The sequence below is a fragment of the Hymenobacter sediminicola genome (genome assembly GCF_014250515.1).
Lineage (GTDB): Bacteria > Bacteroidota > Bacteroidia > Cytophagales > Hymenobacteraceae > Hymenobacter > Hymenobacter sediminicola.
Genome location: NZ_CP060202.1, coordinates 3,213,947 through 3,240,501 on the forward strand (window position 1 = coordinate 3,213,947; position 26,555 = coordinate 3,240,501).

A 26,555-nucleotide genomic window follows, 5' to 3' on the forward strand; every position below is an offset into this window, starting at 1 on the left:
TACTTCTAGCTGGCTCTTGCTACCTGGCTGGTTAGCTGTTTACCCACGCGGCCTTGCCTAACCTCCTCATTACTGCACTGTTGCTCGCGCTTCTATTAAAACGCGCTTCTTTTCAGAACGTTGTAGTGCAGGCTATTTGTATACGAGGCATACTGGCACGTCAGGCCGTTTCCTTGGCACGCCATAGCCGCCACCAAGGCAAATACGGCTGGTCGTGGTGTTCGTAATGATACCCGAAAAAGTAGCAGCTCACAAAGGCCCAGGCGTGGTGCCGGAACTGGCTGCGGGACTTATGAGCGTTATCAGGCGCATGGCTACCCCGGTGTGGCAGGTAGGTTCCGAAAAAGAAGAGCTGCAACGTCGCCAGCACGGCCGGAATCATCCAGAAGGCAATAACATTGGCTTGCGGAAAATATAGCTTGAGCACGTTGTAGGTAGCTGCCATCAGCACTATCTGCCACCACGTTACATAGTTCCAGGCGAAGCGGGCAAACCACGGCAAGAACCCGGCGTGCTGCCCGTCATGAAAATCGGGGTCCTCCTCGGTGGCTACATGGCGGTGGTGGGCATGATGCTTGGGCAACATGCGCGGAAACCAGTTGTAGGCAAACAGGCCGGCCGCCAGTGTGCCTAGCGCGTTGTTCAGGCGCTGGTTGGAACTCACCACACCGTGCATGGCATCATGAGCGGTGATGAACAGGCCAGTATAGAGGTGAGTTTGGAGCAACACCAGCAGATAAGGCCACGGCGTGGTCCAGTCGGGTTGGTAGAACGCCAGCAGAAATGTGAGCAACGCCGCCCAAAGCCCTATTACTCCTAATGCCACAACTACGCCCTTGCGGCCCAACGGAGCAGGACGCACGCGCTTCGTGGCGCTGCCAGGCAGAGAAACGGATGAGGAAATGGCTTGGAGCATAACGAGGATGCAAAGGAACAAACGGCCGGCTGAATACGTGCCACTGCCCAGGATCTACATTCGCTACAGCATCAGCAATGCGTCCCGCACCTGCTCCATCAGCCACATGGGCGTGCTGGTGGCCCCACAGATTCCTACCGACTGACCGGGCTGAAACCACTCAGCGCGTAGCTCATCCGTGCTGGAAATAAAGTGGGTTTGCGGGTTTGTGTCTTTGCAGACCTGGTATAGCACCTTGCCATTAGAGCTTTTCGTGCCCGAAACGAACACAATCTGGTCGAACTGGGCCGCGAATTTGCGCAGGTCCTTGTCGCGGTTGCTTACTTGGCGACAAATGGTGTCGTTGGCATTCACCTGGTAGCCCCGGCCTTCCAGCTCAGCTTTGATGCGGTAGAAGGAATCGGTGCTTTTCGTGGTCTGGCTGTAGAGCGTGATGTTGTCGGGCAGTTCGTGGCGCAGCAGCTCATCGAGGCTTTCAAACACTACAGCATTGCCGCTGGTCTGGCCCAGCAACCCGCGCACCTCCGCATGGCCGTGCTTGCCATATATGAAGATGCGGTCCTGCTTATCGTAGGAAGTTTTGATGCGGTTTTGCAGCTTCAGCACCACCGGGCACGAGGCATCTACGAGCGTCAGATTGTTTTCGAGTGCAGTTTGGTAGGTACTGGGCGGCTCACCGTGGGCCCGGATCAGGACGGCTTCGCCGCGCAGCCGCGCAAACTGCTCATAGTCGATGATGCGCAGGCCGCGCTTCTCGAGCCGTTGGACTTCTTCGTCGTTGTGCACGATGTCGCCAAGGCAATAAAGATACCCCTGCTCTTCCAGCAGATCCTCGGCCATTTGAATGGCATAGATAACGCCAAAGCAGAAGCCGGAGTTGGGGTCGATTCGGACGCTCAGATGGTGCGGCATAGCTGATGAGGTAACCGCAGTGACAGGCGGAAAGTTATAAAGCCGCGGAATAGGCTGTAAAAGTTACGTAACTCAACGCTACAATAGATTACTGTTGCCCATCGAATTGTGCTTTTTAGTAGCGGCCAAACACTTTTCGGCCCTCGAAGCTCTTAATCACCTCCTGCTCCACGGGGCTGGCGCGCAATACTTCGTTTGTTTGCCAGAACTCGGGGTTGTAGGCCTTTTTCATTACCTGCTCCAAGTCGCGGGAGTGCCGCCCTACATCTTTATAGGCATGCCCTGGCAAGCGGCCGGTGTATTGGTAGAAGACCAATTGCGCTGCTACCTGCGTGCTATCGGGCCGGGCATTGGGGCGGCGCAGTACGATGGTCCCTTCGGCCCGCGTGGCGCTCAGACGCGTCAGGGAATCAGCGTAGGGAATGAAATCAGCAACCAGTTTAAAATCGTCGCCGGCACGCTCATACCCGGGCTCCATCTGAAAGCGAAGCATGCTGCTCAGGGGCAGCGACAGTTCCTGCCGGCGTAATGCGGCTGTTTCTACGTCAATGAAGAGTGTGCCTGTCGTAGCGGGCTTTTGCACCTCGGGCCGGGGCTCAAAATCAATAACTGCCGTTTCGCGGCCATTTTCGGTGAAGAAGCTGCGCAGCGTGAAGTAAAAATACTGGGTGGCCTGGGGCCCGAGCGGAACCAGTAGCTTTTCGCGCAGCGGGTGGCGGCTGAACACCGGCACCTGCCGGATAAGGGAGGAGAAATTGGTGAACGTGAAGCCACCCGGTGTGAAGGCATAGCGCGACTCACCCAAGTCCCACCCCTCAATCACGCGGTTAGAGAACTTCACATCATAAAATGCATCGAAAAACTCGCGGTATTCGCCGTTGTGCCGGGTTTTCTGGCGGTAAAAGGCCTTGCCGTACTGCAGGTCGCGGGCATGGCGCCACAGCTTTGCGCTGGCCCGCTGCACCAGTTCTTCGGCTATTTTCTCTGGGCTGCGGACCGTCACGCCGGGCAAACCTACGGCGCTGGCCTGCAGCACTATCTGTAGCGCTGTACCAGCCTTCTGCACTTCCGTTTCAGAGCGGCTATAGCCCATGCTGAGCACCACCAGCCGCTGGGGAAGCACCGACACTCGTAGGCTGAACTCGCCTACTTCGTTGGTAGCCGTGCCGTTTGAGCCATCTGCTAGTCCTACAGTGGCGTAGGGCACTGGGCGCTGCTGCTCATCCACTACCTGGCCCAGCAGTACTATTCGCTGGGCCGATGCTGTGCTGGATAGCAGTAACAATGCGAGCAACACAGTGAACCGGACAGGCAGTAGCATTCAATGTTGTTTACAGAATCAGTATTACACAGACACAAAAAAGCGAAGCAGAGTTGGCCCTGCTTCGCTTTTTAGAGCGGGACTGAAATATTAGTGGTTGTTTCCGTGCTACCCTTCAATGCGGCCCAGCTTCTCAGCTTCGGGGCCGGAAACGTGGCCGCGCTCCACCAAAAAGTCGCGCACCAACCCGAACGACTCGGCATCGAGGCCGGATTTGGGATGCTGCAGCAAGGTTTCAACCAGAAACTGCCGGTCTTCATCGACGTGGCCGCTCAGGCCTAGGAACGAGGGCAGGTTGCTTTCCACGCTCAGGCGCAGAAACCGGATTTCGGCATTGTCGCCGTCCAGTTTCACAGCTTCCTCAAACTGCTTGTTGGCGTTTTGCACGTAGGTCAGCTTGTTGAACATAGACGCGTCGCGGGCCCGGATGGCTTCGGCGGCGGCTTTGTAGGCCAGTACCACGGCATTGCGCTGGTCGTAGGCGGCCATCAGCTTATGAAATTTTTCACCGGCTTCTTTGCTGGAAGCGGCCTGCTGGTATTGGCGGCGCAGATTGGGCAGGGAGTACGGGGTGGCGTCGGACACGAACGGAGACAGAATCAGAAGGAGAGAAAAAAGAACAGACAAAAACAGCTTCACGCGGTAGCAGATTCGTGACTAGATAGCTCGAAGGCGGTAGCGAAAGTACGACCCCATCAGCAAAAGCAGCTTGGTATTGTCTGGTACGCGCACCCGCTCGCCAAGGATGCGGGCCGCTGGTAGCTGCCGGATTTTGTGGAACAGCTTGAGATAGTACACATAGGCCAGGTACACCCCCAGGCGCGCCGCCCGCGGCAGCTGCACGATACCGGCGTATGCCGCATCAAAGTCGGCCCGGATGTCCGCTTCGATTTCCTGCTTTACGTGGTCAGAAAACCGTTCGTACTGCACCCCGGGGAAGTACACGCGGCCCCGCTCCTCGTAATCTGACCGAATGTCGCGCAGGAAATTAACTTTCTGAAAGGCCGAGCCCAGCCGGCGGGCGGGCTCCCGTAGCCTGTCAAACATAGCCGTGTCGCCTTCGCAGAAGATACGCAGGCACATCAGGCCCACCACTTCCGCCGAGCCGTAGATGTACTTCTCGTAGAGCGACTGGTTGTAGGCATGGTCATCAAGGTCCATTTCCATGCTATACAGGAAGGCATCGATAAATTCCCGGTCGATGCCGTACTGGTGCACCACATCCTGAAAAGCATGCAGCACCGGATTCAAACTCAGCCGGATTTCCAGAGCCTCGTAGGTCTGGCGCTTGAAGTCCTGAAACAACGCAGCCTTGTTGTGGCCGTGAAACGTGTCCACAATTTCATCGGCCCAGCGCACGAAGCCATACACGGCATACACCGGCAGGTGAAAACGCGTGTCGAGCGTGCGGATGCCGAGCGTGAATGACGTGCTGTAGCGCTGCGTAATCAGCTTGCTGCACGCCCGGCTGGTTTCGGTGAAAAGGGCAATATGATCCATCTTCTTCGACTTAAGAATTCTCCTTTTCTACCTCCTGCGCCACCACCTGCCCCGAAATAAGCGAAGGCGGCACGCCGGGCCCTGGCACGGTAAGCTGCCCCGTAAAATACAGATTACTGACCTTTTTGCTTTTGAGCGAGGGTTTCAGAATAGCTGTCTGGCGGAGCGTATTGGCCAGGCCGTACGCGTTGCCTTTATAGCTATGGTAGTCCTGCTGAAAATCCTGGTGGGCGTAGCTGCGCTTGTACACCACCGCGTCGCGGATGCTGTGGCCGCAATGGCGCTCCAGCCGCTCCATAATCAGGTGGTAGTAATGCTCGCGCGTTTCTTCCGGGTCAGGCAGGTCAGGCGCTACTGGAATCAGCAGAAACAGATTTTCGCAGCCTTCAGGCGCTACACTGGGGTCGGTTGTGCTGGGAGCCGATACGTAAAACAGCGGCCGGCTGGGCCACTTGGGCTGCTCGTAGATTTCTTCGGCGTGGAGTGCAAAATCCTCATCGAAGAACAGATTATGGTGCCGCAGCTTATCCACGCGCCGGTTTACGCCGACATAAAACAGCAACGACGACGGGGCCATCGTACGGGAGTTCCAGTAGGCTTCGTCGTAGTGCCGCCACTCGGGGGCCAGCAGGTGCTGCTCGGCGTGGTGGTAGTCGGCGCCGGCCACTACCACATCGGCAGGCCGAAAGCCGGTAGCAGTTTGTACGCCTGTAGCGCGGCCCTTTTCTACTACTATCTGTTGCACTTCCTGGTTGTATTCCAGCGTTACACCTCGTTCCTGCGCCAGTGCCACCATGCCTTCCACAATCTTGTGCATGCCACCCATCGGGTACCAGGTGCCCAGGGCTAGGTCAGCATAGTTCATGAGGGAGTATAGGGCCGGTGTGTTCTGCGACGTAGCACCCAGAAAAAGAATCGGGAATTCTACCAGCTCCAGCAGGCGCGAGTCTGTGAAGAACTTGCGCACGTGCTTGTGCATACTCTGGAGCAAATCCAGCCGGACGGCATCCACGAGTAGGCGCGGATCGGCAAACTCCAGTAAGGAGCGGCCGGGCATGTGCACAAACTTCCCGATGCCGACCTCATACTTATAGGCCGCCTGCCGCAGAAACTCATCGAGGCGGGCGGCGCTACCAGGCTCGTACCGCTCAAACAGCTCCCGCAGCTCACTCATGGCTGCCGGGATATCTACGGCCTCCGGCCCCTTAAAAATCACCTGATACGAGGGGTCGAGCCGTACTAAATCGTAGTAGTCGCTTACCTTTTTGCCGAAGCGGGCGAAATATTGCTCAAAAATATCGGGCATCCAGTACCAGCTTGGCCCCATATCAAAGGTGTAGCCTTCGGCCCTGAATACGCGCGCCCGGCCGCCCGGCCCTTCGTTCTTCTCCAGAATCGTGACGCGGTAGCCACGCTGGGCCAGCGACGTAGCGGCTGAGAGGCCTGCAAAGCCGGAGCCGATTACAAGGACGTGTTTGGAAGATGCAGTAGAAGCCAAATTGGGTAGGAATTCAAGGTTGGGTGCAAGCTACAATCCGACAGGCAGATGGTTTTGTTTGCGCAGGTGTGTGTTTGCGCACTCCGGCTATGCTGGCTCGCTAGCCGGTGAGGCGTTGCAGGAAGCTTCAGAGGCTGCCAACGCAGACAAGCTTGTGCCGTATAAAAGCCGCCTTCTTTTCTCTAATCCAGCTCATATGCGGCACCGCGTCCTGTTTCAGTCCCCAGAGCTCCTGCTGGAATATGATATGGTAGATGACTACGTTCATGCCCAATGGACAGCGCAGCAGTCAGAGGATTCGATGCGTGTAGGCTATGAGCAGATTTTGGAGGCGCTGCAGCAGAATTTCTGCCACCGCCTGCTCGACAACCATCTGCTGATCCAGGAGAATTGGGCAGGGCTCGTAAGCTGGTTTGCAACTGACTGGTATCCTCGTGCCCAACAGGCGGGCCTTCACGCTCATACAGTCGTGTTTTCGTTGGACTTCTTTGGCCGGCGCTCTACCGAGCTAGCCCTAGAAATGGTGCCCGGTGGCCTTATTGCCGGCTTCGACTCCCAAGAAGCAGCCCGTAATGCGCTACTGCATCTGTAGAAAAGTATCCCAACGTTCAACCAAGGTTTTATTAACACAAACGGGCCGCGAGCTACGCCGAAAATGGCACTGCTCGCGGCCCGTGATACGCCCGGGGCGGGGTATACTCTCTCCCTATTCCCTACACGCCGGGGGCGTATACCTTAAGCGCATCCTTCAGCTCCTTGCGGGCAATATGAATGCGGTTCTTAACGGTTCCAATCGGGATTTGCAGCTTCTCCGCAATTTCCAGGTACTTGTAGCCGATATAGTACATCATGAACGGCGTCCGGTAGTCGGCCGACAGGCTGGCAATAGCCTGGTTGATGTCCGTTACTACGAAGTCGGAGGTTGCACCGTTGTGCGTAATGTAGTTTTCGTCGGTATTGAAGTACTGGAAGTACTCGGTACTATCAATGTTACTGTTGCGCTTCGTTATCTTATTGTAGTTGTTGATAAACGTGTTGCGCATGATGGTGTACAACCATGCCTTCAGGTTGGTACCGGCTTTGAACTTGTCCTTATTGAGTAGTGCCTTGAGCAGGGTTTCCTGTACCAGATCCTTAGCATCGTCGGCGTCGCGGGTCAGGTTCATCGCCACTGGCTTCAGCGAGTAGGAAATCTTCTGTACTTGATTTGTGAATTCCAAAGAGGTCATGCTGTTTAGCTTTTCGTGGCAAAAAGTTAAACAAATATACGAGGGAATCTGAAAGTCGTCTACCTGCGCTACAACTATTTTTTCTTGCTAGGCTAAATAGAGCACCAGCACTAGAAACAAGATACGAACCGCCTGATAATCAGGATTTATTAATTCGTACAAGATTCGGCACACCCCCTCTTTACACTGAATATTCTTCCCCTTTTCGGAGGCAAAAAACAGGGTATACGCCCGTTAAACAGGCACTTGTATGTATAGACACACTTTTTCAGAAATAGTGGCACCGCTGGGTTATTTTTTCTTTACGCGGGCTCTGCCACCTGCACGTTCATCTCGTCGGCCAAGGCCAAGAATTCGGTAATCAGACGCAGCCGTACCGTATGAGGCGGTAGTTGCAAGGCTTCGCTTTGGACCAGCGGGCCTGATAAGACGACTAGTGCATCGGGGCACAGCGTCCGCAGCTCCTCCACGAAGCCCTGAAGCCGTTCCCGTTCCGGCACGGCTGTCAGTACCGTACACACTGCATACGGCTGGTAGCTCTTGCACACACTATAGAGGCCCGCAATTGGCAGATTTTGCCCTAGATACAGTACATGGTGCCCCCGGGCCCGCAAGGCGTAGTTCATGAACAGCAATGCTAGCTCATGCATCTCGCCTTCGGGCAGAAACAGCACCCACCGCTTGGCCGAAGCAGGTGGCACCGGCGACAGAGCATCGGTGGCGGCCATCATCTTCTGGCGCAGCAGGTGCGTCACGAGATGCTCATGCGCCGGATTAACGCTGCCCGCCTGCCACATCACACCTATCCGCTGCAGAAAGGGGTACACCACGTGAATGATGGCGGCCTCAAACCCCAGCCGACGAATTGCGCGGTTCAGGAGGCAGTTGAGCTGCACTTCATCCATGGCCAGCATGGCTGCCAGCAGCGAATGGACCTGCTGGCAATAGTCATTTACATCATCGTTGCAGGAAATAACGGCTTGAGCTATTTCCTTCTCGCTAAGCTGTGCGATTTTGGAAATCCGGTAGCCACGCCCGCACAGGGTGGCCACATTCAGCAGGCGGCGCAGGTCATCGTCGCAATAGGTGCGGATGTTGGTGGCAGTGCGCACCGGCCGCAACAGGCCATAGCGCTGTTCCCATATCCGGATGGTATGTGCCTTGATACCTGAGAGCTTTTCCAGGTCGCTGATTGCGTAATGTCCCACGATTATTGGCCTCCCTCCTTTTCTTGCGATGATACCGTCCGGGGCCGCAGAGTCCGGGTCGGGGCAGGCTGCCGTAGCGCCAGTGTAAAGTATTTCGGCGATACCCACAGCAGCCCGAATTCTTCGGAGCCGTGGCGGGTAGTGGCTTTGTGATGCATCTTATGCGCCATGTTCAGGGCCCGCAAATAGGGGTTGCGCGACTTACGCCAGAACCGCAACCGACCATGAATCAAGACATCGTGTACAAAAAAATACAGCGTGCCGTAAACCGCAATGCCAACGCCTACCCAGAAGCGCCAGTCCTTGGTCGGCGAGCCATACACAATAAGGAGCGCCGACAGGGAGCCGTAGAACAGAAAAAAGAAGTCGTTGCGCTCGAAGCGGTGCGGGTGCCGCACATGGTGCGACCGGTGCAGAAACCACAGCGGCCCGTGCAGCACAAAGCGGTGCATGAACCATGCAACAAACTCCATTCCCAGAAATGTAGCCGCCGTGGTGGCAATGGCTGCAGGCGTTGTCATGCGGAGCTAACCACGAAAGAAGCGTAGAAGTTTGGAAGTACAGGCGTTGAAAGGTACAAATTCCACTTGGCCAAACTCAACAGCGCGCCACCACACAGTATCGGATTGTATGATGGCGCGCTGCCTTGCTGTGAGAAGGCTAGTCAGTTTTCCCAGGTAATTTTCTCTTTCGCCAGAAAAGCGGCAATACCGCGGCGGCAGTCGAGAGAGCCGCGGGCTTCGGCGTTGATGTGGGCGGCATAGCGCAGGCTGTCCTCCAGAGGCATTTCTGGGATGCGGGCCAGCATTTCTTTGGTAGCCTCCATGCTTTGAGCCGAATTTTCGATGCAGAGGCGACGGGCAAAACCGTGCACGTGTCTCACCAGTTCTGCAGCAGCTACGACCCCGTTTACAAGACCCAGTTCTAAGGCCCGCTGCGCGGTAAGCACATCGCCGGTAAGCAGTAATTCTTTGGTGCGGGCCTCTCCTACTTTGCGCAGCAAAAACACACTGACGATGGCCGGCAGGAAACCAATCTTCACCTCGGTGTAGCCGAATCTGGCTTCGGGCACCGTGAAGGCAAAGTCGCAAACAGTGGCCAGCCCACAGCCGCCCGCCAGCGCATGGCCCTGCACCTGTGCAATAACCACTTTTTTGAGCGTGTATATCTGGTGAAACAACTGCATCAGGTGCGTAGAATCGGCCAGATTATCGGTGTAGCCAAAGCTTTGCAGCTCCTGAATGTAGGCCAAGTCGGCACCGGCGCAGAAGGCGGTTCCTTCGGCGCGCAGCACAATGACCTTGCAGGCGGTATCCTCCTCAGCAAACTCAAATGCCATTTTCAGCTCCGACACCATGTCGGCACTGAGGGCATTGCGTTTTTCAGGACGATTGAGGGTGATATAGCCAATGGCATCGGCAGCCTCATAGCGGATGAAGCGCAGGGCTTCCAACTCTTGCGTGGGCATGTTGTCCATAGAATACAGAATTGCAACGGTGAGCAGCAACGCGGGACTGGTTCTGCGCAGCAGAACGGCCGGGCGGCACTAAATCAGCAGAATCAGGTCGGCACTATCCAAACCTAACAAAAATGCAGTGCTAAGTAAACTATATAGCGCGGCAAGCCTGCCTGGAGTTTCGGCTAGGCCCGAGTTTTACTTCCCCAGTGGTTGTATTGGCCGCACAAAAGCGCCTTGCAACGTTACATCATGCGTCTGCCAGCCTGCCTGCTGTAGCTTTTCCTGCATGGAGGCCACGTACCAGGATTTGCACGAAGAATCGAAAACGATGGCCGGGGCTTTACCGAATGTAGCATCCAGATCTTCGGGCCATACGCGGGCATTGCGGCGCAGCACCACCACATCCACCGGCACTGCCTTCCGCGCTCCGGTCAGCCGGCCGGCTACAAAAGCCACTCGCACGCCCCGCCACACGGCCAGTACCAAGTTGGTGCGGGCAGCCGTATCGGCCGTAGCCGGCACCGGCCCACCGCGCCAGCCCGCATAATAAGCTACCCGGCGGGCATCCCGCTGAATGATGCCGGGCACGATGCGGTAGGTACGCTCCGTTTCGTTGAGTGGCAGCGAGTCGGCGCTGACAATGTGGGCGGCCGCCCCCTGCCAGAACCCTACCACTGAACGGCGCGGGATGCTGTAAATCACAAGCCGCTCATCGGGGGCCAGCTTGTGTGCGGCCCACACGCGGCTGCCGGCAAACACACCCAGCAGCGCACACGCCAGCCCCAGCCACGCCAGATTCTTGAGCCGGAAAAACGTCAGCAGCGCCAGAATGACGCCACATATCAGCCAGGCTTGTGGCGCCGTAACGTGAATGCCCGAAATTAGAGCACCGGGCATGGCACGGCCAATCCAGAAAATGTATTCGTTAAACAGCCAAATCATCCATTCAAATACCCTAGCAACAAGCTGGGGCAGAATGTCCAGCACTTGAGCGACACTCGCCGAAGCCAGCCCTACAAGTGCAACAAATCCTTTCAATACCAGCAGGCCCAGCCCCACGTACACGGCTCCGCTGGAAATCGGTACTGCCACCAGGTTCGAGAAAAGGAAGCTAAGCGGAAACTGGTGGAAATAGAACAAGCCCAGCGGAAACGTGGCAACTTGCGCCGCCAACGACAGCGCCGTGGCCTGCCAGACGCCGTCAAGAAACTTGCCACTCCATTTCCAGAATTTCTGCACCGCTTTGGTTTGCCACGGCCGCTGCTTTTGCAGAAAATAGTCCTTCACATCGAACCATGCCACAATGCGCGGCTGCAGGTACACGATGCTGATAACGGCCAGGAAAGACAATTGAAACCCAACGTCGCAGAGCAGATACGGGTCGTAGCAGAGCAGGCAGAAAGCCGCCACGGCCAGCGTATTGAACATGTTGGTTTGCCGTTGCGTGGCTCGCGCCACAATGATGAACGTGAACATCACGGCCGCCCGTAGCACCGAAGCCGACAGGCCTGTCAGGAAGGCGTAGCTCCAGATAACGGCCAGCCCTAGTGCGGCCGTCACGAACCGAAACAGTGGCCCGCGCCGCCCTGGCAGCAGCCCCAGCAGCCACGTCACGGCCCCGAACAACAGCCCCACCTGCAACCCTGACACGGCCATAATGTGCGTGGTACCCGTGTTGGCGTAGGCCTGCTTGGTCTGCTGGTCGATGTCGTCTTTGATGCCCAGCACCAGCGCCGAGGCCAACGCATACTCCCGTTTGGCCTGCACATACTGCCGGAATACGCCATCCAGCACGCGGGCCGCGCGCATGGCGGCCGCCTTCAGGTAGCTGGGCGGCTCAGTAGCAACGGTTTGGTACTGGTCGGGGTGAATAAACTGCTGGTGATACACCTGATGGTATTCCAGGTAGCGGCGGTAGTCAAACTCCCCAGGGTTGAGCGGTGCTTTGCTGGGTGCCGGCGTGCCCCGCACCAGCCACACGTCGCCGTATTGTGGAGCTACCACGCCGGAGTCGCGCGGGATGGATATCCGGATGCCGCCCACGGCCGGGCGCCACTCCCCGCCCACCCGCACCGCCGAAACGCGCACGGTGGTAGCATAGGTAGCAGGCCGAACCACTGTATAGTCGTCCACCACGGCTCGGTAGTACTCGATGCGGCTGCCAAACCGGTAGAGGTGCGCCGCGTCCCGCGACTCAGTGGCCTGCTGCGTAAGGGCCGCGCCTGTCATGTACACGGCCAGCACTGCTATTAGGCCGGCGTCATCGGCCGAAGCTGGGTTGGGGCTGCGCCGCACGGCTGCCTGAACGGCAAAAAAAAGAATGACAAGTCCGGCCAGCGGCCACCGCAAATCCGGCAGCACTTCGCCGAAATAGAGAAAGGTCAAGATGCCGGCAACCAGCGCCAGCGTAAGGCGCACAAAGGCGTAGGAAGCCCAGTGAATCATAAGTACACGAGTGATATAGTATTGCTTCTCAATATATACACTGGCACGCAAGACCCACGAAAAAGCCCCTTCGATTTCTCCATCGAAAGGGCTTTTCTGCGCTTCAAACATTGTATCAGGAGGGCTGCCACACCATTTTGTAGTGCTGCAGGCCGCCTTCCTCAAACATCTGCCCTACTTTCTCAAATCCGTGTCGTTCGTAGAAGCGTACGGCCGGTAGCTGGGCATTTAGGTATACGGTAGCGTGCGGGTGTGCTGCCGCTACGTCCTGCAGCACCTGACGGAGCAGCGCGGCGCCGGTTTGCTGGTTGCGGTAGTCGGCCAGCACGGCAAAGCGTTCCAGCTTCACGCCGCTTTCCGTGACGCGCCAGCGCGCCGCGCCGCAAGGCGTATCGTCATCGGCCAGGGCCAGATAATGTGTGGCATCGGTGTGGTCGTGGGCGTCCTGCTCCAGCTCGGCGGGCACGCTCTGGCCCAGCACAAACACTGTGCGCCTGATAGCAAGTGCTGCTTTCAGGTCAGATTCGCTGGTTATTCGATGGACTTTCATAGCGTGTAGTGTTTTCTGATCAGTTTAAAGCGGCCTCTATGGAATAGCCCTGTGCGGTAGCAAAAGGCTCTAAAAACACCAGAGCCGCCACCCGACGGGCAACGGCTCTGGTGTTTCGGCAGCAGCTTCTGTAAGGCCTGAAGGCAGCCGCTTAAGCAATAGGCTAGATTTGCTCGTGGTTGACGGGCAGTTCTCTAGTACCGTCGTCTTCGCGGCGGGCATCGGGGTGCTTGCCGGGGTCGGAGCCTGCATTGCCGGGATTGTTAGGCCGGCGGTAGGGCTGGTACTCGCGGATAGGGCGGTTAGCTTGGTTGGCCTGCTCATGCTGCATTTCCACGTCAAACTTGTCGTAGGCCTGCACAATCTGCTTCACCAGACGGTGACGCACCACGTCTTCAGCCGTCATTTCCACGAACCCGATGCCCGGCACGTCGCGCAGAATATCCAGCGCCTGAATCAGGCCGGACTTCTGCTTGGTGGGCAGGTCAATCTGGCTCCGGTCACCGTTCACCATCACCTTCGCCGAAGGGCCCATCCGGGTCAGAAACATCTTCAGCTGCGAAGGAGTAGTGTTCTGGGCTTCATCCAGAAGTACAAACGCATTGTTGAGCGTGCGGCCGCGCATGTAGGCCAGCGGTGCTATTTCGATGGTTTTGTTTTCGAGATAGAACTTGAACTTCTCAGGTGGGAGCATGTCTTCCAGCGCGTCATAAATCGGGCGCAAGTAGGGGTCTACCTTCTCTTTCATGTCGCCGGGCAGAAAGCCGAGGCTTTCACCAGCTTCTACCACGGGGCGCGAAATGATGATTTTCTTGACTTCCTTGTTTTTCAGCGCCCGTACCGCCAGCGCCACCGAAATGTAGGTTTTGCCGGTACCGGCCGGCCCTAGTGCAAACACAAGGTCATTTTTCAGTACCGTGTCCACCAGACGCTGCTGGTTGGCCGTTTTGGCCTTAATAACGCCGCCTTTGGACCCAAACAGAATCACGTCGGGCGAGGCCGCCAACATGCGGTCCTGCTGGTCCTCATCGGCTGAGGATAAGTACTGAGCAACAGTTTTGTCGGTAATCTGCCCGTACTGGTGGTAGTGCTCCAGCAGCGCCGACAGGATATCGTTGATGCGGCTGATAACAGGCGTCTGGCCCTGAATTTTAATCTCGTTGCCGCGTGAAATAATTTTACTACCCGGAAAAGCCGCCGCCAGTTGGCGGATATTCTGGTTGTCGGGCCCCAGGAAATCTATCAGGGACACGTTTTCGAGCGTGATGACTTTCTCGACCAAATCGTGGGGGTTTTGTAGCTAGGGAGTTAGGAAAAAGGCACCTCATTTACAGGCAGTGGTTCGGCTAAATAGCCTACTTTTGCCGCCCTTGGGGCACCCAAACAATAGTACGAAGAACTCAGGATTTCCGGCAATGGGGTTGATTACGTTTCTGTCAGACTTCGGCTACCGCGACCATTATGTGGCAGCGGTGAAGGCGCGGATTCTACAGCTGGCACCTACCGTGCCGGTTATAGATATCACCCATGCCGTCGAACCCTTTAACATCGCCCACGCCCTACACGTTCTCCAAGCCGTATTTCGCGACTTCCCGGAAGGCACAGTGCACCTGATTGGTGTAAACGATTTGGGCGGTCCGCGCGCGGCCTGGCATGCAGCCAGCTTTCAGGGGCACTACTTTGTGGCGGCCGACAATGGCCTCCTGGCTCTACTCTGCGATGGGCAGCCGGAAGAGTTGGTAGCCCTCGGCACGGCCACCCCTGCTACATCCTCTCCTACTCGTGACCTGCTGGCCCCGGCGGCCGTGCACTTGGCCCAGGGCGGCCTGCTTCCAGACCTTGGGCCCACTACTACGGAGCTATACTCGTTGCTCAACCGCCAGGTGCGCTTACAGGACAACCGTATCACTGGCCATATCATTCACGTCGACCACTACGGCAACCTCATCACCAACATCACCCGCCCGGCGCTGGAGGTTATCGGGCGCAACAGGCCTTACACTATCCATTTTGCCCGCGAAACAGTGCGCAGCGTTATGGCCCATTTTCAGGCTGCTGATCCGGGTGAAATAGTGTGCATATTCAATAGTCAGGACCAGTTGTGCATCGGTATCAACCAAGGTAATGCGGCAGAACTGCTCGGTCTACACTTCGATTCTCAGGTCGATATCCGATTCCCTGCATAGCTACAAACCCACTTACACTGCCCTGAATGAGGCTTTTTATATTCTGTTTATTTATTATGTTAAGTAATTTATTCTGTATTGATAGATCCATTTACTACCTCTTCTCTTCTTCGCTGACATGTTGATTCGAATTGTGCGCATGACGTTTGCGCCGGAAAATGTTGGCGCTTTTCTCCAGCTGTTTCACGACTCGGAGGACCAGATCCGGAAGATGCCGGGCTGCCGCTTTCTGGAACTGTGGCAGGATGCAGACCAGCCTCACATCTACTGTACCCACAGTCACTGGGAATCGGTGGAGGCGCTAAATACATACCGCCGTTCAGCTCTGTTTGGGCAGGTATGGCCCGCTACCAAGCGCCTGTTTGCGGCCCCTCCACTGGCTTTCTCCGTACACCCCGCTACCAGCGCCGAAATCAGCAGCGCTACAACTATTCACTGAGCGGGTCGGTTGTACCTTCTTTCTTCAGCCTCGTTTTCACTTCTGCTTATGGTGCCCGATTATTTCGCGTTTTATCAACTGCCGGAAACCTTCCGCCCCGAAGAAGCAGCTCTGAAACGCGCTTATTACGCTCTAAGCCGCCAACACCATCCTGATTTTCACGCTACCGCTTCCGCCGAGCAACAGCAGGAAACCCTGCATCTGGCCACACTAAACACTAACGCCTACCGCACTCTCTCCGACCCTGACTTACGCATGGCCTATATTCTCAGCCGTCATGGCTTGCTGGAAGAAGGCAAACAGGAAATACCCGCTGATTTCCTCATGGAAGTCATGGAATTGAACGAGCAACTAATGGAACTGGAGTTTGATCCTGACCCGGCTGTTGCCGCGCGTGTAGAAAACGAAGTGAATATTCTCACAGCAGAGCTGGAAAAGGGTATCGAGCCAGTACTATCTGGCTATGAATATCTTGAAGAAGATGCACGCACGCCAGCATTGCAGCAGATACGTACCTATTATCTCAAAAAACGGTATTTGTTGCGCATTCGAGAAAGTCTAGCTAAGTTTGCAGCCCGTTCCTGATACCGACAGGCCCGGTTGTTAATATGCCCAGATGGCGGAATCGGTAGACGCGTCGGTCTCAAACACCGATATCGAAAGATGTGCCGGTTCGACCCCGGCTCTGGGTACAAAAAGGCCCCTGCTTCACTAAGCAGGGGCCTTTTTTTTGTTGTAATGGTGTTTACTGAATAAAGCCTGGCCGTATTAGGTTTTCAAACGTGAAAATCTCATCCCATTTGGCTTGTGTCAGCAGTTGGCGCTCCGTTACGGCAATATCGTGCACCGACTTACCGGTTTTCAATGCCTCTTTCGCAATTTCGGCGGATGCTTCGTAGCCCAGCACCGGATTTAGTTGGGTCACGATGCCGATGCTATTGCGCACCATATTCTCGGTGTGCTGAGCATTGGCGGTAATACCCAGCACGCATTTCTCCCGCAAAGTGTGGCAGGCATTTGTCATATAGCTGATGCTGGTGAACAGCGCGAAGCTGATAACCGGCTCCATCACGTTCAGTTGAAGCTGCCCGCCTTCGGCGGCCATTGTCACCGTCAGGTCGGCACCGATGACGTAGAAAGCTGTTTGGTTGACCACTTCCGGCACCACCGGATTTACTTTACCGGGCATAATACTAGAACCAGGCTGCAGTGGCGGCAGGTTGATTTCGAACAGGCCGGTGCGCGGCCCCGAGGACAGCAGGCGCAGGTCGTTGCAGATTTTGGACAGCTTCACAGCCGTCCGTTTTAGCACCCCAGAAAGCTGCACGTAGGCGCCAGTGTCGTAGGTGGCTTCTATCAGGTCGCCAGCCAGACTCAGGTCGAGGCCAGTAATGGCCCGCAGATGCTGTGTTACCAACTCAGCGTACCCATCAGGGGCATTCACGCGGGTACCAATGGCCGTGGCTCCCATGTTGATTTCGCTGATCAAGCGGCGGCTGTCTTCTATGCGCAACAGTTCTTCCCGCAGGTTGGTGGCAAACGCCTTAAACTCGTCGCCCATACTCATGGGCACAGCATCCTGCAGCTGCGTACGGCCCATTTTCAGCACATTGCGGAACTCCTCGCCTTTGGTCGCAAAGGCATCGGCCAGTTGTCCTAAAGTGGCACTATAGCCGACCAGCTTATTGCTAAGAGCAATGCGGAAAGCAGTAGGATACGCATCATTGGTGGACTGAGAACAGTTGACATGGTTGTTGGGATGGCAAAATTCATATTGCCCTTTGGGTTTCCCCATCAACTCCAGGGCCACATTGGCAATGACTTCGTTGGCATTCATATTCACTGACGTGCCCGCACCACCTTGGATCATATCGGTCAGAAAATGATCATTCAGCTCGCCTGAAGCCACTTTGTCGCAAGCCCGCACGATGTAGTCGGCAATAGTAGGATCCAGCACACCAAGCTCCCGATTCGTGAGAGCGGCAGCCTTTTTCACGTAAGCCAGCGCCTGTACAAACAGCGGCTCCGACTTTAATGGAATGCCCGTGATATTGAAGTTTTCCATCGCCCGCAGCGTCTGGATACCATAATACGCTTCTTCAGGAATAGCTCGTTCGCCGAGAAAATCGTGTTCAAGTCGGGTAGTTTGCATCGGAAACAGGTCAGGAAAATGGGTTGGGAGCCGAAAGGTAGCGGCTCAGGTCGAAACCTGCCCGCCCATCCGTACCACTGGGAGTTCGGCTGCCAGCAGTTTCGGAATAAACCGAGCAGTGCTACAGATACTGCCGCCGTATACTATGTATTGGATGGCTGCATCTGGTAGCACGTACCGAATCCCATAATCTTACACCCTGATAAAACCACAACGCCCTTGACCTGGAGCAGTGCCAGGACAACTGGTACACTACCGCAAGCCAAGGGCATTACTTAGTCTGAAGAACCTGGCTCTACGCCGCGTTAGCGAGCGGACGCACTACTTCAGCATCTAGAATTTCTACCACGAACCCATCCTGGGGAGAGTATGTTTTGCGATACTGCACTACCAACTGGCGGCCACGAGGAGATGTAACATGCGTAGAGCATACTTCACCGTACGCTTTTTCCTTTTCCAAAAAAGGCTGCAGCAATTGGACTGACTGCAGAAACTCGGCCGGTAACAACCCCTGCTGCTCCTGCATCTTTACAGCACTAACCGGATACAAAAAACGAGTGTTGAAGAGAATCATACAAAGGCTAAAAAGCGGTAAGACACGTACCTTTCAACGCTTTTCTGCAGCAGTTAATTCCCTAGCAACTCACTATTCCTGCTGCTCTTCAAGAATCCGACGCCTTGGATTTGCTTCCCGGCTACAGTTGCACTTCTACCAGCACGGCAGTTGATCCACCCTGGTCGTCGTCTGTTACCAGGAGCAGTTCGTAATGGCCGGTCCCAAGGGTTCGGCGCACAGCCACACTTTCCACTTTGCCCCGGTAGGGCTTGCCATCGGGCAACTGTAGCAGCGCAAACGACGCCAATGACGCAGCCGGATTCTGCGGATTCAGCACCCCTACGAAGCTGCCCAGTACAGCACCATCAAGCACGGCATCAATGGTATCTTCCACAGAGGCTGTCACGAACAATTTTCCTTCGTAGAAGGACGCGCCCGAGAAACCAGCGGGTTTGCCCTCAATCTGAGGCAGGCTGAAGTGCTGTGCCTGTACCGGCGGCAGCTGTGGCACTCGGTGATGCAGATGGTCCAGCGTGGCAGGCAGCGGTAGACGGAAAATAAAGTTGCCCGCCGCTGCGCCCACTGTCCGCTGAAACAGTAGTAGCTCCGTAGGGCTGGCTGCAATAGCCTCCAGATTTAGTGTGATACCAGCCGGAAGTAACTCGCGCAGCCGCGTATATAGTGGCCCCAGCGCCACCGGGTATACCGTAGCGCCAGCTGGCTTCCCTCCTACTGGCACCCAAAAGCCGCCTTCCCGCGCCGCAGTAGCTCCCGAGCCAAATACCAGCAGCCCCGTTTCGCCGGTGCGGGCATCTGTGAGGGCCGTCAGGCATTCTAGGTCGGGTTTGAGGGTCTTGGGAATACGGCCGGCGCTAAAGTGGGCCGTATCAAACAGCGTGATTGTCTGGCCTGGCTGGAGTTCTGCCGCCCCGAAACGGTACAGATACGGCGAGTCGTCGCCGATGATGTATACCGTTTCGCCCAGAATTTCTACCCCCGAAGCCGACGGCAGATTCGGCAGTTCAAGCTGCCGGATGATAGTGGCGCGCATTTCTACTGGCTCTTATTTCACAATCGTAAACTCGACGCGGCGGTTGAGCCGGCGCGTTTCTTCTTTGTCGTTGCTGGCCCGTGGACGTGTGCCGCCGTAGCCAATCACGGTAATACGTTGCTCCGGTACACCCCGTGTAATAAGGTAGCGCCGCACTTCCGCCACCCGGTCTTCCGAAAGTTTCTGATTGAGGTCTGCCTTGCCTTGGTTATCTGTGTGGCCTTCGAGGCGAATGTTCACGGTCGGATTGTCGGACAGAGTACGGGCCAGGCGGTTCAGTTCGGCGTAGGAAGCGGGCAGCAACGTGTACTTACCCTGCGCGAAAATCAACGTGGGCAATTCCAGGCTCGACCCCACGGCGGCAGGCACAAGCAGCAACTCCACAGTTCGGGAACCCGTCATACTGACGGTGTCGGAAGCGGTGAGAAAGCCGGGGCTGGTAGCCGCCAGACGGTAGCGGCCAGCTGGCAACGTGGCCTGAAAGGCACCACTACCCGCCACACTCCGTGCAGTAGCATTAAACGCTATATCATTACCGAGCCGGATGATGCGGATTTCTGCCGCCAGCAATTCCCGGGTTTTGGCGTTCCGTACGAGGCCGGTGAGTAGCGTGCGGGCAGCTACAGACGGTTCTGCAGCCGCTACTACTGGTGCTACAGAATCGGCCGGCACAGTGGCTGGCGGTACGCCGGCAGCCGTGCGGTACAGGTCGGCAGGACTGTTGGCGGTACGTGCCGCAGCATAGTACGCCTGTTTACCATCCGGCGACAGAGTAAAATAGGCCTCAAACCCGGCGCTGTTGATGGGTGCTCCCAGATTGCGCGGCGTACTCCACCGGGCCCAGGAATCGTCAAGACGGGTGCTGACAAAAATATCGGAGCTGCCGTACCCCGCGTGCCCATAAGAGCTGAAGTAGAGTGTTTTGCCATCGGGAGCCAGCCAGGGCGCAAACTCAAATCCCGGCGAATTGATGTTGTTGCCGAGGCTTCGTGGCTCGCTCCAAATACCATCAGAGGCTTTTTGACTGATATACAAATCGTTGCCGCCTTGTGTGTCGCTACGTTCTAATGACAGGAGCAGCACCTTCTCATCGGTGGTCATGAAGAAGGTGGTGGCGGGGCCAGATGAGTAATAATTCTCTATTTCCAGGGGCGCAGGCCGTACTCCTTTCGCTACAGAACGCGCCACTAGTGATACACCTTCGTCCCGAAAGCTGCCGTCCCGCTCGTAGGTGCCACGCACCAGTAGCTGGCTGCCTTGTGGTCCTACCACGGTCATCACCCCGTTGTGCTGCGGCGTATTCAGGGCATCAAGGCGCGTGGGTGGTCCCCAGGTGCGGCCCTGGTCGGCAGAGTTGCTAACCCACACGTCGCCAGATTCTGTATTGCCTTCGGTGTTGCCGGCGAAACGCGTGCGCGACAGATAGAGTGTGTTGCCATCGGGAGCCAGCACAGGGTGTAGCTCATTGCCGTTTGTGTTGACGGCAGTCAGGGGTTCCGGCGTACCAAACCCTGGCTGGGCAGGGTCTACGTTCAGGCGCAGCTGGAACAGACGCCATTGTTGTGTGGCCCGGTTCTGAGGCCGCTGCATCACAATGGCTGTCCCGTTGAACTTGTCAGAATTGGCAATAGCGGCGCATTTCTCATTGCCACGCACTACCAACTGCACGCTGCCAGCAGGCCCACCAGGCACCAGCTTCCACTGCTGATAAAAACTCCCTGACCAAGGTCGTTGCACTACAGGCGCGTTTTCATCGGGTTTGTCCACAGTCAGGCATTTGCCACTGTGGCGGGCTTCGATGCGGTAGTACTCGCCACCGGGGGTGATGCGCACAAAGCGCCACTGCTGGCTATTCGGATGGTGAAACTCCCACTGCACGGCAGCGGCTCCAGCCTCCTGCGAACCTTTACTTACGTCGAGTGAGCGGCCACTACTACGGGCTACAATGCCATACCACGCGTTTTCTTCGGGGGCAGCAAGGGTAAATTGGGCCCGCAGTGGCCCTGCTATCAGACAGGTAAGAAGAAAGGCAAACAGCAGAGAACGGAACGGGGATTGAATCATGGGCAGCTAAACGGTGGATACGGGCTGCAAGTTAGCCCAAACCCGGCGGCCGTAGAATGCCAAGCGCCACGCCCCAGCAAAGGAACGTGGCGCCTGCATAACACAGCCAAAGCGTAGGTGCTGCTACAGTCCGTTGCTGATATACTTAAAGCGGACAAATCGGTCGTTTTCGTAGATGGCGGTGAAATGACCACCATTCTGAGCTTTCTGCTCGGGTTTACGGTCTGGTTTAGTGGTAGCTGCCATAGGAACGGAAGGGTATGAACCGGGCATCATGCCGGGAACGTGGCAAATGAAGGAGAGGATTTTTGAAGCCATGATGTATTTCGTTGCAAGTGTTGGAGTGTGAGGCAGAGGTGCAGCAGAGCGAAGACAAAAAGCAGTTGATAGTTAAAATGTGCGCTGGTCAACTACATCAAATGTAAACATATTATCATTTGATTGAACGATGCTAAGGTATATTTTTTCTTTAATAAATGTAAATACGTGCTACCGCGGAATTATTTATCCGTGCCAGTACGGAATATCTGCTCCGTACTGGCACGGATGGCCATACAATTATCAGCCTCAGGGCGCCATGGACAACCATTCTTGTATCAGCAACACTAGCAGGCGGGTAGTAACAGGGGCGCTGATATTCTGCCTGAAACACAGACGGGCCGGCTCCCATCCTGACGAATGGAGGAGCCGGCCCGCTTGATGCTGGTACTTCTGAACTGCTGAATCAGGTGATGAGTTTGTGGCGCAAGGCGTACTGAATCAGCCCAATTACCGACTTGGAATTTGTCTTGGCGAGAATATTTTTCCGGTGTGTTTCTACGGTACGTTCACTGATAAACAGCTGCTCCGCAATATGATAGTTGGAATACTCGCGGGCTATGAGTTGCAGCACCTGCTTCTCGCGGGCTGTTAGCTCAATGAGGTGTCCATCGGAAGATTTGCGGCGGCCATTGGCCGGTATCTGCATGTTCTGGAGCAGCATGGCACCTACTTCCCGGCTAAAAAAGGTCCGACCGGCCGCTACAGCGCGTATTGCCTCACTCAGTTCATCTTTATTGGTGTTCTTCAGCAGATACCCGGCCCCTCCTGCTTCCAGTACTTCCGTTACAGAAGTGTGGTCGTGGAACATGCTTAAAGCCAACACGCGCACATCTGGGCGGATGGTTTGGATGGTACGCGTCAACTCCACGCCGGTCATCTGCGGCATATTCAGGTCCACAATGGCTACGTTCACCTCTGGGTGGTCTTGCAGGCAGTGTAATGCTTCCTGCCCCGAGTAGGCTTGCGCTACCACCCGGATATCGGCTTCCTGCTGCAGCAGCGTTTTGATGCCCTCAATCACCATCTGATGATCATCGGCCAGCAGCACATGGATATGGCGGGGACTCGCTATTGGTTCATTCATGGTAAGGCGGTGGACTCAGGTCAGCACAGTGCGCAAGACGGGCTACTGAGTAGCAGCATCTTACTTCTTCAACAACTAGACAAGGAAGTTACGAGAATTGCGACTATGCTTCACAATATAGCGTTATTTGCATTTTACAAAGCGCCTAGTAATCCTCGTCCGTGTGATGCAAAGGCATTTCTAGTGTTACCGTAGTTCCTCGCCCCGGTGCCGCATCGAAATCGGCACGGCCGCCTAAGTATGCCATGCGCGTCTCAATGGTCCGCATTCCACTGCCAGTGCTTTGCGTAGCTGGATCGAAACCGACGCCGTTGTCTTCGGCCACCACAACTAACTCGTCCTCATGGCGGATAATCTGGAGTGTCATTTCGGTGGCTTGAGCATGCTTCGCGACATTCTGGACCAGTTCCTGAATCATGCGGAAGAGCAGGATTTCAGTTGGCATAGCTAGCCGCTCATGGTCGAGGCCCACTACCTCTACCTGTAGTTCCAGCGAGTGTCCAGCCGCCCTCATTCGGCTGGCCAGATCACGCACGCCACCTACCAGACCGTGCCTGACGAAGGCATTGGGCAGCAGATCCTGCGACAGGCGGCGTACCTCCCGCACCGAGTCATCTACCACGCTTATGGTACTGGTCAGCAACTCCTGCTGGCCTCCTGCGGGTAGCAGGAGTTGCCGCTGCTCCAGCACCGACAGGTTCATCTTGACTGCAGAAAGCAGCTGGCCCAGTCCGTTGTGCAAAGCGGTTCCTAACTGGCGGCGCTCCATCTCATCTACCACTAGTACCTCTTCTGCCCGCAACTGCCTCAGTTGCTGCTGCTGTTGCAGTAGTTTAAGCTGCTGTAGAAGCTGGTGCCGCACCCAAAGCAGGTAGCCCAACCCGGAGAGCAAGCCAAGTACGAGGAAATAGTAGACCATAAGCAATAGTACGCAGGCCGAACAGGAAATAGCAGCACTGGTTTCGGCAGCCAGATGGCAGCTATATTCCCTAGAAAGCACCACTGCACTTTGGCAACGTATTTCGAGAAGCTACAGTAAACAGGAAACAGAAAAAGCATCGGGCCACTTTGCGGTGGCTCATCATCCCTTTTACTCCTCTATTCTATGCGCAAAGGCACGACTGTCACCTGGAAATACGGCACCGGCACAGCTACCGGCAAAATCGAGGAAACCCACAAGGAGTCCGTTACTCGCAAACTGCAGGGCGCCGAAATAACCCGCCATGGCACTCCCGAAAATCCGGCCTATCTGATTGTGCAGGAAAACGGTGACCGGGTACTTAAGCTACAAAGCGAGGTGAAAGCAGCTGCCGCCAAAGCCCGAAAATAGCATTTCAACCACTCCGAATAGATAGAGAAAGCCCCGCCGGATGCATCCGGCGGGGCTTTCTGTTACTGGCACAACTGGCTTAGCGGTTGTGCTGGTCGGGCTCGATAAAGGCTTGCTCTTCCATTTCGGTGGGCACTACCACAATGCCGCGCTGCAGCATGGAGTTGCGCTTGCCGTAGAGGAAATACACGATGAAACCCAGAATCATCCAGCCCATGGCGACTTTCAGCGTGAAGCCATCCAGGGCCAGAATCATGCTCGTGCACACCAGAATGCCCATGACGGGTACAAACGGGAATGATGGCGAGGAAAGCGGCGCGCGGAACGGCCGGGGCTGCGCGGGGTCGGAGCGGCGCATGATCCAGACGCCAGCCGACACCAGCACGAAAGCCAGCAGCGTACCAAACGAGGTTAGGTCGCCGGCCAGGGAGCCGGGCACGAAAGCTGCAAAACCACCCACAAATACGAGCAGCGCCAAGTTGGATTTGTAAGGCGTGTTGAATTTGGGGTGCAGCTCCGAGAAAGCCTTGGGCATGAGCCCATCTTTGGCCATGGAGAAGAATACGCGGCTTTGGCCCATGAGCATCACCAGAATTACCGAGGAGAAGCCCAGCAGAATGGCCATGGTAACGGCCGTACCCAGCCACTCGAAGCCAGGCATGTGCGCCTTAATGGCATACGTCACGGAAGCTTCGCCGCCCAGCGCCGGGTCAGCGAATTCGCGCCAGTTGGCTACACCCGTCAGCACGTGGCCAAACAGGATATACAGCACGGTGCACACAGCCAGCGAGCCGAGAATACCGATGGGCATGTCGCGCTTGGGGTTCTTGGCTTCCTGTGCGGCGGTGCTCACGGCATCAAACCCAATGAAGGCGAAGAATACTATGGCCGCACCGCCCAGCACACCACCCCAGCCATGCTTGTTCCACTCCGTGTACTCGCGCACCACGGTACCGGCCGCATTTTTCACGGGCTCAGCATTTTCCGGAATCAGGTAGGGCGTATGGTTGGCTGGGTTGATAAACTGCCAGCCTACGGCAATGAAAACCAGCACAATGGCTACTTTCAGGAACACTACTATGGCGTTAAACATGGCCGATTCCTGCGTGCCTTTGATAAGCAACAGCGACAGTGCCACAATCACCAGCAGGGCTGGCAGGTTGATGAGGCCGCTGTGCATCACGCCATCAATGGCCGCGCTTTCGAAGGGCGAGTGGCTGAGCTCATACGATATGGGCGGCATATGGAATGCCTCTAAGAGTTTGTTCAGGTATTCGCTCCAGGCAATACTCACAGTGGCCGCGCCCAGCGCGTATTCCATAATCAGGGCCCAGCCGATAATCCAGGCCACAAACTCGCCCATGGTGGTGTAGGCGTAGGTGTAGGCCGAGCCGGCAATCGGAATCATGGCGGCAAACTCGGCGTAGCAGAGGCCCGCAAATACGCAGCCAATGGCGGCCACAATGAAAGCCAGCGTAACGCCCGGTCCGGAGGCCTGCGCGGCGGCAGCGGCCGTCCGCACAAACAGACCAGCCCCGATAATAGCGCCCACGCCCAGCGCAACGAGGTTGCCAGCGCCCAGCGTCCGCTTCAGCGTACCGTGCCCGGTGGAATTAGCCTCGCCCAGCAACTGGGCCAGTGGTTTTTTGGCGAAAATATTTGCCATACAGGTTTGGTGAGAGAAAAAAAGAGAAGTAAGTGGTAGAAACAAAAAAGGTGCAACGGCCTGCAAGCCGTTGCGAGGCCCCGAATATAGGCGTTTCTGTGCTTCGGGAACTGCAAATATGATGGCAGGGCAAATTGGAGCGCGCAGATTAAACTCCGGCTTCTGCCAGCGTTCTAATCTGCCGTAACCACTCACATAGACTTTCCCGATATGAAAAAGATGCTTGTAGTACTCGCTGCTTTTGCCCTCACAGTGATGAGTGCAGCCTCTGCCCAAACCACCACGCAGCCTGGCCGCATGGGCCAGGGCCGCACCCAGGACGCAGCCCGCACCCCAGAGCAGCGCGCTGATATGCAAACCAAGCGCCTCACCCAGCAACTGAGCCTCAGCGCCGACCAGAGCGCCAAGGTCCGGGAACTGGCGCTGGCTGAAAACCAGGAGCTACAAGCCCTGCGCGGAAAATTCGCTTCTGCTGACAGCCGCAAAGGCGCGGGTCAGGAGATGAAAGCCATTCAGGAGAAATACGATGCCCAGCTCAAGAGCGTCTTTTCGGCCGAGCAGTACACCAAATACCTGCAAATGCGCGAAGAGCGGATGGACAAGCGTAAAGAGAAGATGAAAGAAGGCAAGATGAAGCAGAAGAGCTAAGCCTTGCTGCACATCTTCAC

At 56.1% G+C, this 26,555-nt stretch carries 27 protein-coding genes and 1 tRNA gene; 7 read left to right on the top strand and 21 right to left on the bottom strand.

Annotated elements, in window-relative coordinates:
* Window positions 1-160 precede the first annotated feature (160 nt).
* The 6 genes from H4317_RS13700 to H4317_RS13725 all read right to left on the bottom strand — a co-directional run bounded on the left by H4317_RS13700 (window position 161) and on the right by H4317_RS13725 (window position 6,147).
* A complete protein-coding gene (locus H4317_RS13700) occupies window positions 161-916 on the bottom strand; it encodes a fatty acid desaturase (RefSeq protein WP_185887145.1) in 756 nt (251 codons plus the stop codon).
* 63 nt (window positions 917-979) lie between these two features.
* Window positions 980-1,828 (bottom strand): 4-hydroxy-3-methylbut-2-enyl diphosphate reductase, encoded by an 849-nt coding sequence (locus tag H4317_RS13705; protein WP_185887146.1) that lies wholly within the window; start codon window positions 1,826-1,828, stop codon window positions 980-982.
* Between the two features lie 115 nt (window positions 1,829-1,943).
* A complete protein-coding gene (locus tag H4317_RS13710; protein ID WP_185887147.1) occupies window positions 1,944-3,113 on the bottom strand; it encodes a carboxypeptidase-like regulatory domain-containing protein in 1,170 nt (389 codons plus the stop codon).
* Between the two features lie 144 nt (window positions 3,114-3,257).
* Entirely contained in the window at window positions 3,258-3,734 is a 477-nt protein-coding gene (locus H4317_RS13715) for a hypothetical protein (protein WP_185887148.1), read from the bottom strand.
* Between the two features lie 72 nt (window positions 3,735-3,806).
* Window positions 3,807-4,649 (bottom strand): phytoene/squalene synthase family protein, encoded by an 843-nt coding sequence (locus tag H4317_RS13720; RefSeq protein WP_185887149.1) that lies wholly within the window; start codon window positions 4,647-4,649, stop codon window positions 3,807-3,809.
* A gap of 10 nt (window positions 4,650-4,659) precedes the next feature.
* The gene (locus H4317_RS13725) at window positions 4,660-6,147 is read right to left on the bottom strand and encodes a phytoene desaturase family protein (protein WP_185887150.1); all 1,488 of its coding nucleotides are present in this window, start codon (window positions 6,145-6,147) and stop codon (window positions 4,660-4,662) included.
* 196 nt (window positions 6,148-6,343) lie between these two features.
* On the opposite strand from H4317_RS13725, the gene H4317_RS13730 reads away from it, so the two are divergent.
* The gene (locus H4317_RS13730) at window positions 6,344-6,739 is read left to right on the top strand and encodes a hypothetical protein (RefSeq protein WP_185887151.1); all 396 of its coding nucleotides are present in this window, start codon (window positions 6,344-6,346) and stop codon (window positions 6,737-6,739) included.
* Window positions 6,740-6,860: 121 nt separating this feature from the next.
* Here H4317_RS13730 and H4317_RS13735 read toward each other — a convergent pair whose 3' ends face one another.
* From H4317_RS13735 to H4317_RS13765, 7 genes are all read right to left on the bottom strand, one after another.
* A complete protein-coding gene (locus H4317_RS13735) occupies window positions 6,861-7,376 on the bottom strand; it encodes a sigma-70 family RNA polymerase sigma factor (protein ID WP_185887152.1) in 516 nt (171 codons plus the stop codon).
* Window positions 7,377-7,678: 302 nt separating this feature from the next.
* A complete protein-coding gene (locus H4317_RS13740) occupies window positions 7,679-8,584 on the bottom strand; it encodes a MerR family transcriptional regulator (RefSeq protein ID WP_185887153.1) in 906 nt (301 codons plus the stop codon).
* Between the two features lie 2 nt (window positions 8,585-8,586).
* Window positions 8,587-9,105, bottom strand: a complete 519-nt coding sequence (locus tag H4317_RS13745) for a sterol desaturase family protein (RefSeq protein ID WP_185887154.1) — start codon at window positions 9,103-9,105, stop codon at window positions 8,587-8,589.
* 143 nt (window positions 9,106-9,248) lie between these two features.
* Window positions 9,249-10,061: an enoyl-CoA hydratase/isomerase family protein gene (locus tag H4317_RS13750; RefSeq protein WP_185887155.1), complete on the bottom strand. Its 813-nt coding sequence runs from the start codon at window positions 10,059-10,061 to the stop codon at window positions 9,249-9,251.
* Window positions 10,062-10,238: 177 nt separating this feature from the next.
* The gene (locus tag H4317_RS13755; RefSeq protein ID WP_185887156.1) at window positions 10,239-12,488 is read right to left on the bottom strand and encodes a ComEC/Rec2 family competence protein; all 2,250 of its coding nucleotides are present in this window, start codon (window positions 12,486-12,488) and stop codon (window positions 10,239-10,241) included.
* Between the two features lie 115 nt (window positions 12,489-12,603).
* Window positions 12,604-13,038 (bottom strand): GNAT family N-acetyltransferase, encoded by a 435-nt coding sequence (locus tag H4317_RS13760; RefSeq protein ID WP_185887157.1) that lies wholly within the window; start codon window positions 13,036-13,038, stop codon window positions 12,604-12,606.
* 163 nt (window positions 13,039-13,201) lie between these two features.
* A complete protein-coding gene (locus H4317_RS13765) occupies window positions 13,202-14,320 on the bottom strand; it encodes a PhoH family protein (protein WP_185887158.1) in 1,119 nt (372 codons plus the stop codon).
* Window positions 14,321-14,453: 133 nt separating this feature from the next.
* Here H4317_RS13765 and H4317_RS13770 point away from each other — a divergent pair, with 133 nt between their 5' ends.
* The 4 genes from H4317_RS13770 to H4317_RS13785 all read left to right on the top strand — a co-directional run bounded on the left by H4317_RS13770 (window position 14,454) and on the right by H4317_RS13785 (window position 16,355).
* Window positions 14,454-15,224 carry an SAM hydrolase/SAM-dependent halogenase family protein gene (locus H4317_RS13770; RefSeq protein ID WP_185887159.1) on the top strand — a complete coding sequence of 257 codons (771 nt, stop codon included), beginning with the start codon at window positions 14,454-14,456 and terminating at the stop codon, window positions 15,222-15,224.
* A gap of 118 nt (window positions 15,225-15,342) precedes the next feature.
* Window positions 15,343-15,663: a putative quinol monooxygenase gene (locus tag H4317_RS13775; RefSeq protein WP_185887160.1), complete on the top strand. Its 321-nt coding sequence runs from the start codon at window positions 15,343-15,345 to the stop codon at window positions 15,661-15,663.
* A gap of 48 nt (window positions 15,664-15,711) precedes the next feature.
* Window positions 15,712-16,248 (top strand): Fe-S protein assembly co-chaperone HscB, encoded by a 537-nt coding sequence (hscB, locus tag H4317_RS13780; protein WP_260625672.1) that lies wholly within the window; start codon window positions 15,712-15,714, stop codon window positions 16,246-16,248.
* Between the two features lie 25 nt (window positions 16,249-16,273).
* A tRNA-Leu gene (locus H4317_RS13785) sits at window positions 16,274-16,355 on the top strand.
* 53 nt (window positions 16,356-16,408) lie between these two features.
* Here H4317_RS13785 and aspA read toward each other — a convergent pair.
* From aspA to H4317_RS13815, 7 genes are all read right to left on the bottom strand, one after another.
* A complete protein-coding gene (aspA, locus tag H4317_RS13790; protein ID WP_185887161.1) occupies window positions 16,409-17,815 on the bottom strand; it encodes an aspartate ammonia-lyase in 1,407 nt (468 codons plus the stop codon).
* A 295-nt stretch (window positions 17,816-18,110) separates the two neighbouring features.
* On the bottom strand, window positions 18,111-18,389 hold the full coding sequence (locus H4317_RS13795; protein WP_185887162.1) for a hypothetical protein: 279 nt from the start codon (window positions 18,387-18,389) through the stop codon (window positions 18,111-18,113).
* A 121-nt stretch (window positions 18,390-18,510) separates the two neighbouring features.
* Complete coding sequence (locus tag H4317_RS13800; protein ID WP_185887163.1) at window positions 18,511-19,422, bottom strand: DUF6929 family protein; 912 nt, start codon at window positions 19,420-19,422, stop codon at window positions 18,511-18,513.
* A gap of 12 nt (window positions 19,423-19,434) precedes the next feature.
* Entirely contained in the window at window positions 19,435-21,486 is a 2,052-nt protein-coding gene (locus H4317_RS13805; protein ID WP_185887164.1) for an RICIN domain-containing protein, read from the bottom strand.
* 123 nt (window positions 21,487-21,609) lie between these two features.
* Window positions 21,610-21,732, bottom strand: coding sequence for a hypothetical protein (locus H4317_RS19405; protein WP_260625673.1), 123 nt, complete (start codon window positions 21,730-21,732; stop codon window positions 21,610-21,612).
* Between the two features lie 478 nt (window positions 21,733-22,210).
* The gene (locus H4317_RS13810; RefSeq protein ID WP_185887165.1) at window positions 22,211-22,891 is read right to left on the bottom strand and encodes a response regulator transcription factor; all 681 of its coding nucleotides are present in this window, start codon (window positions 22,889-22,891) and stop codon (window positions 22,211-22,213) included.
* A gap of 145 nt (window positions 22,892-23,036) precedes the next feature.
* The gene (locus tag H4317_RS13815; RefSeq protein ID WP_185887166.1) at window positions 23,037-23,810 is read right to left on the bottom strand and encodes a sensor histidine kinase; all 774 of its coding nucleotides are present in this window, start codon (window positions 23,808-23,810) and stop codon (window positions 23,037-23,039) included.
* A gap of 186 nt (window positions 23,811-23,996) precedes the next feature.
* On the opposite strand from H4317_RS13815, the gene H4317_RS13820 reads away from it, so the two are divergent.
* Complete coding sequence (locus H4317_RS13820) at window positions 23,997-24,221, top strand: hypervirulence associated TUDOR domain-containing protein (protein ID WP_185887167.1); 225 nt, start codon at window positions 23,997-23,999, stop codon at window positions 24,219-24,221.
* 79 nt (window positions 24,222-24,300) lie between these two features.
* Here the strand turns inward: H4317_RS13820 and H4317_RS13825 are convergent, their stop codons facing one another.
* Window positions 24,301-25,887, bottom strand: a complete 1,587-nt coding sequence (locus H4317_RS13825) for an amino acid permease (RefSeq protein WP_185887168.1) — start codon at window positions 25,885-25,887, stop codon at window positions 24,301-24,303.
* 210 nt (window positions 25,888-26,097) lie between these two features.
* Here H4317_RS13825 and H4317_RS13830 point away from each other — a divergent pair, with 210 nt between their 5' ends.
* On the top strand, window positions 26,098-26,535 hold the full coding sequence (locus H4317_RS13830) for a DUF4890 domain-containing protein (protein WP_185887169.1): 438 nt from the start codon (window positions 26,098-26,100) through the stop codon (window positions 26,533-26,535).
* The last annotated feature ends 20 nt before the right edge of the window (window positions 26,536-26,555 follow it).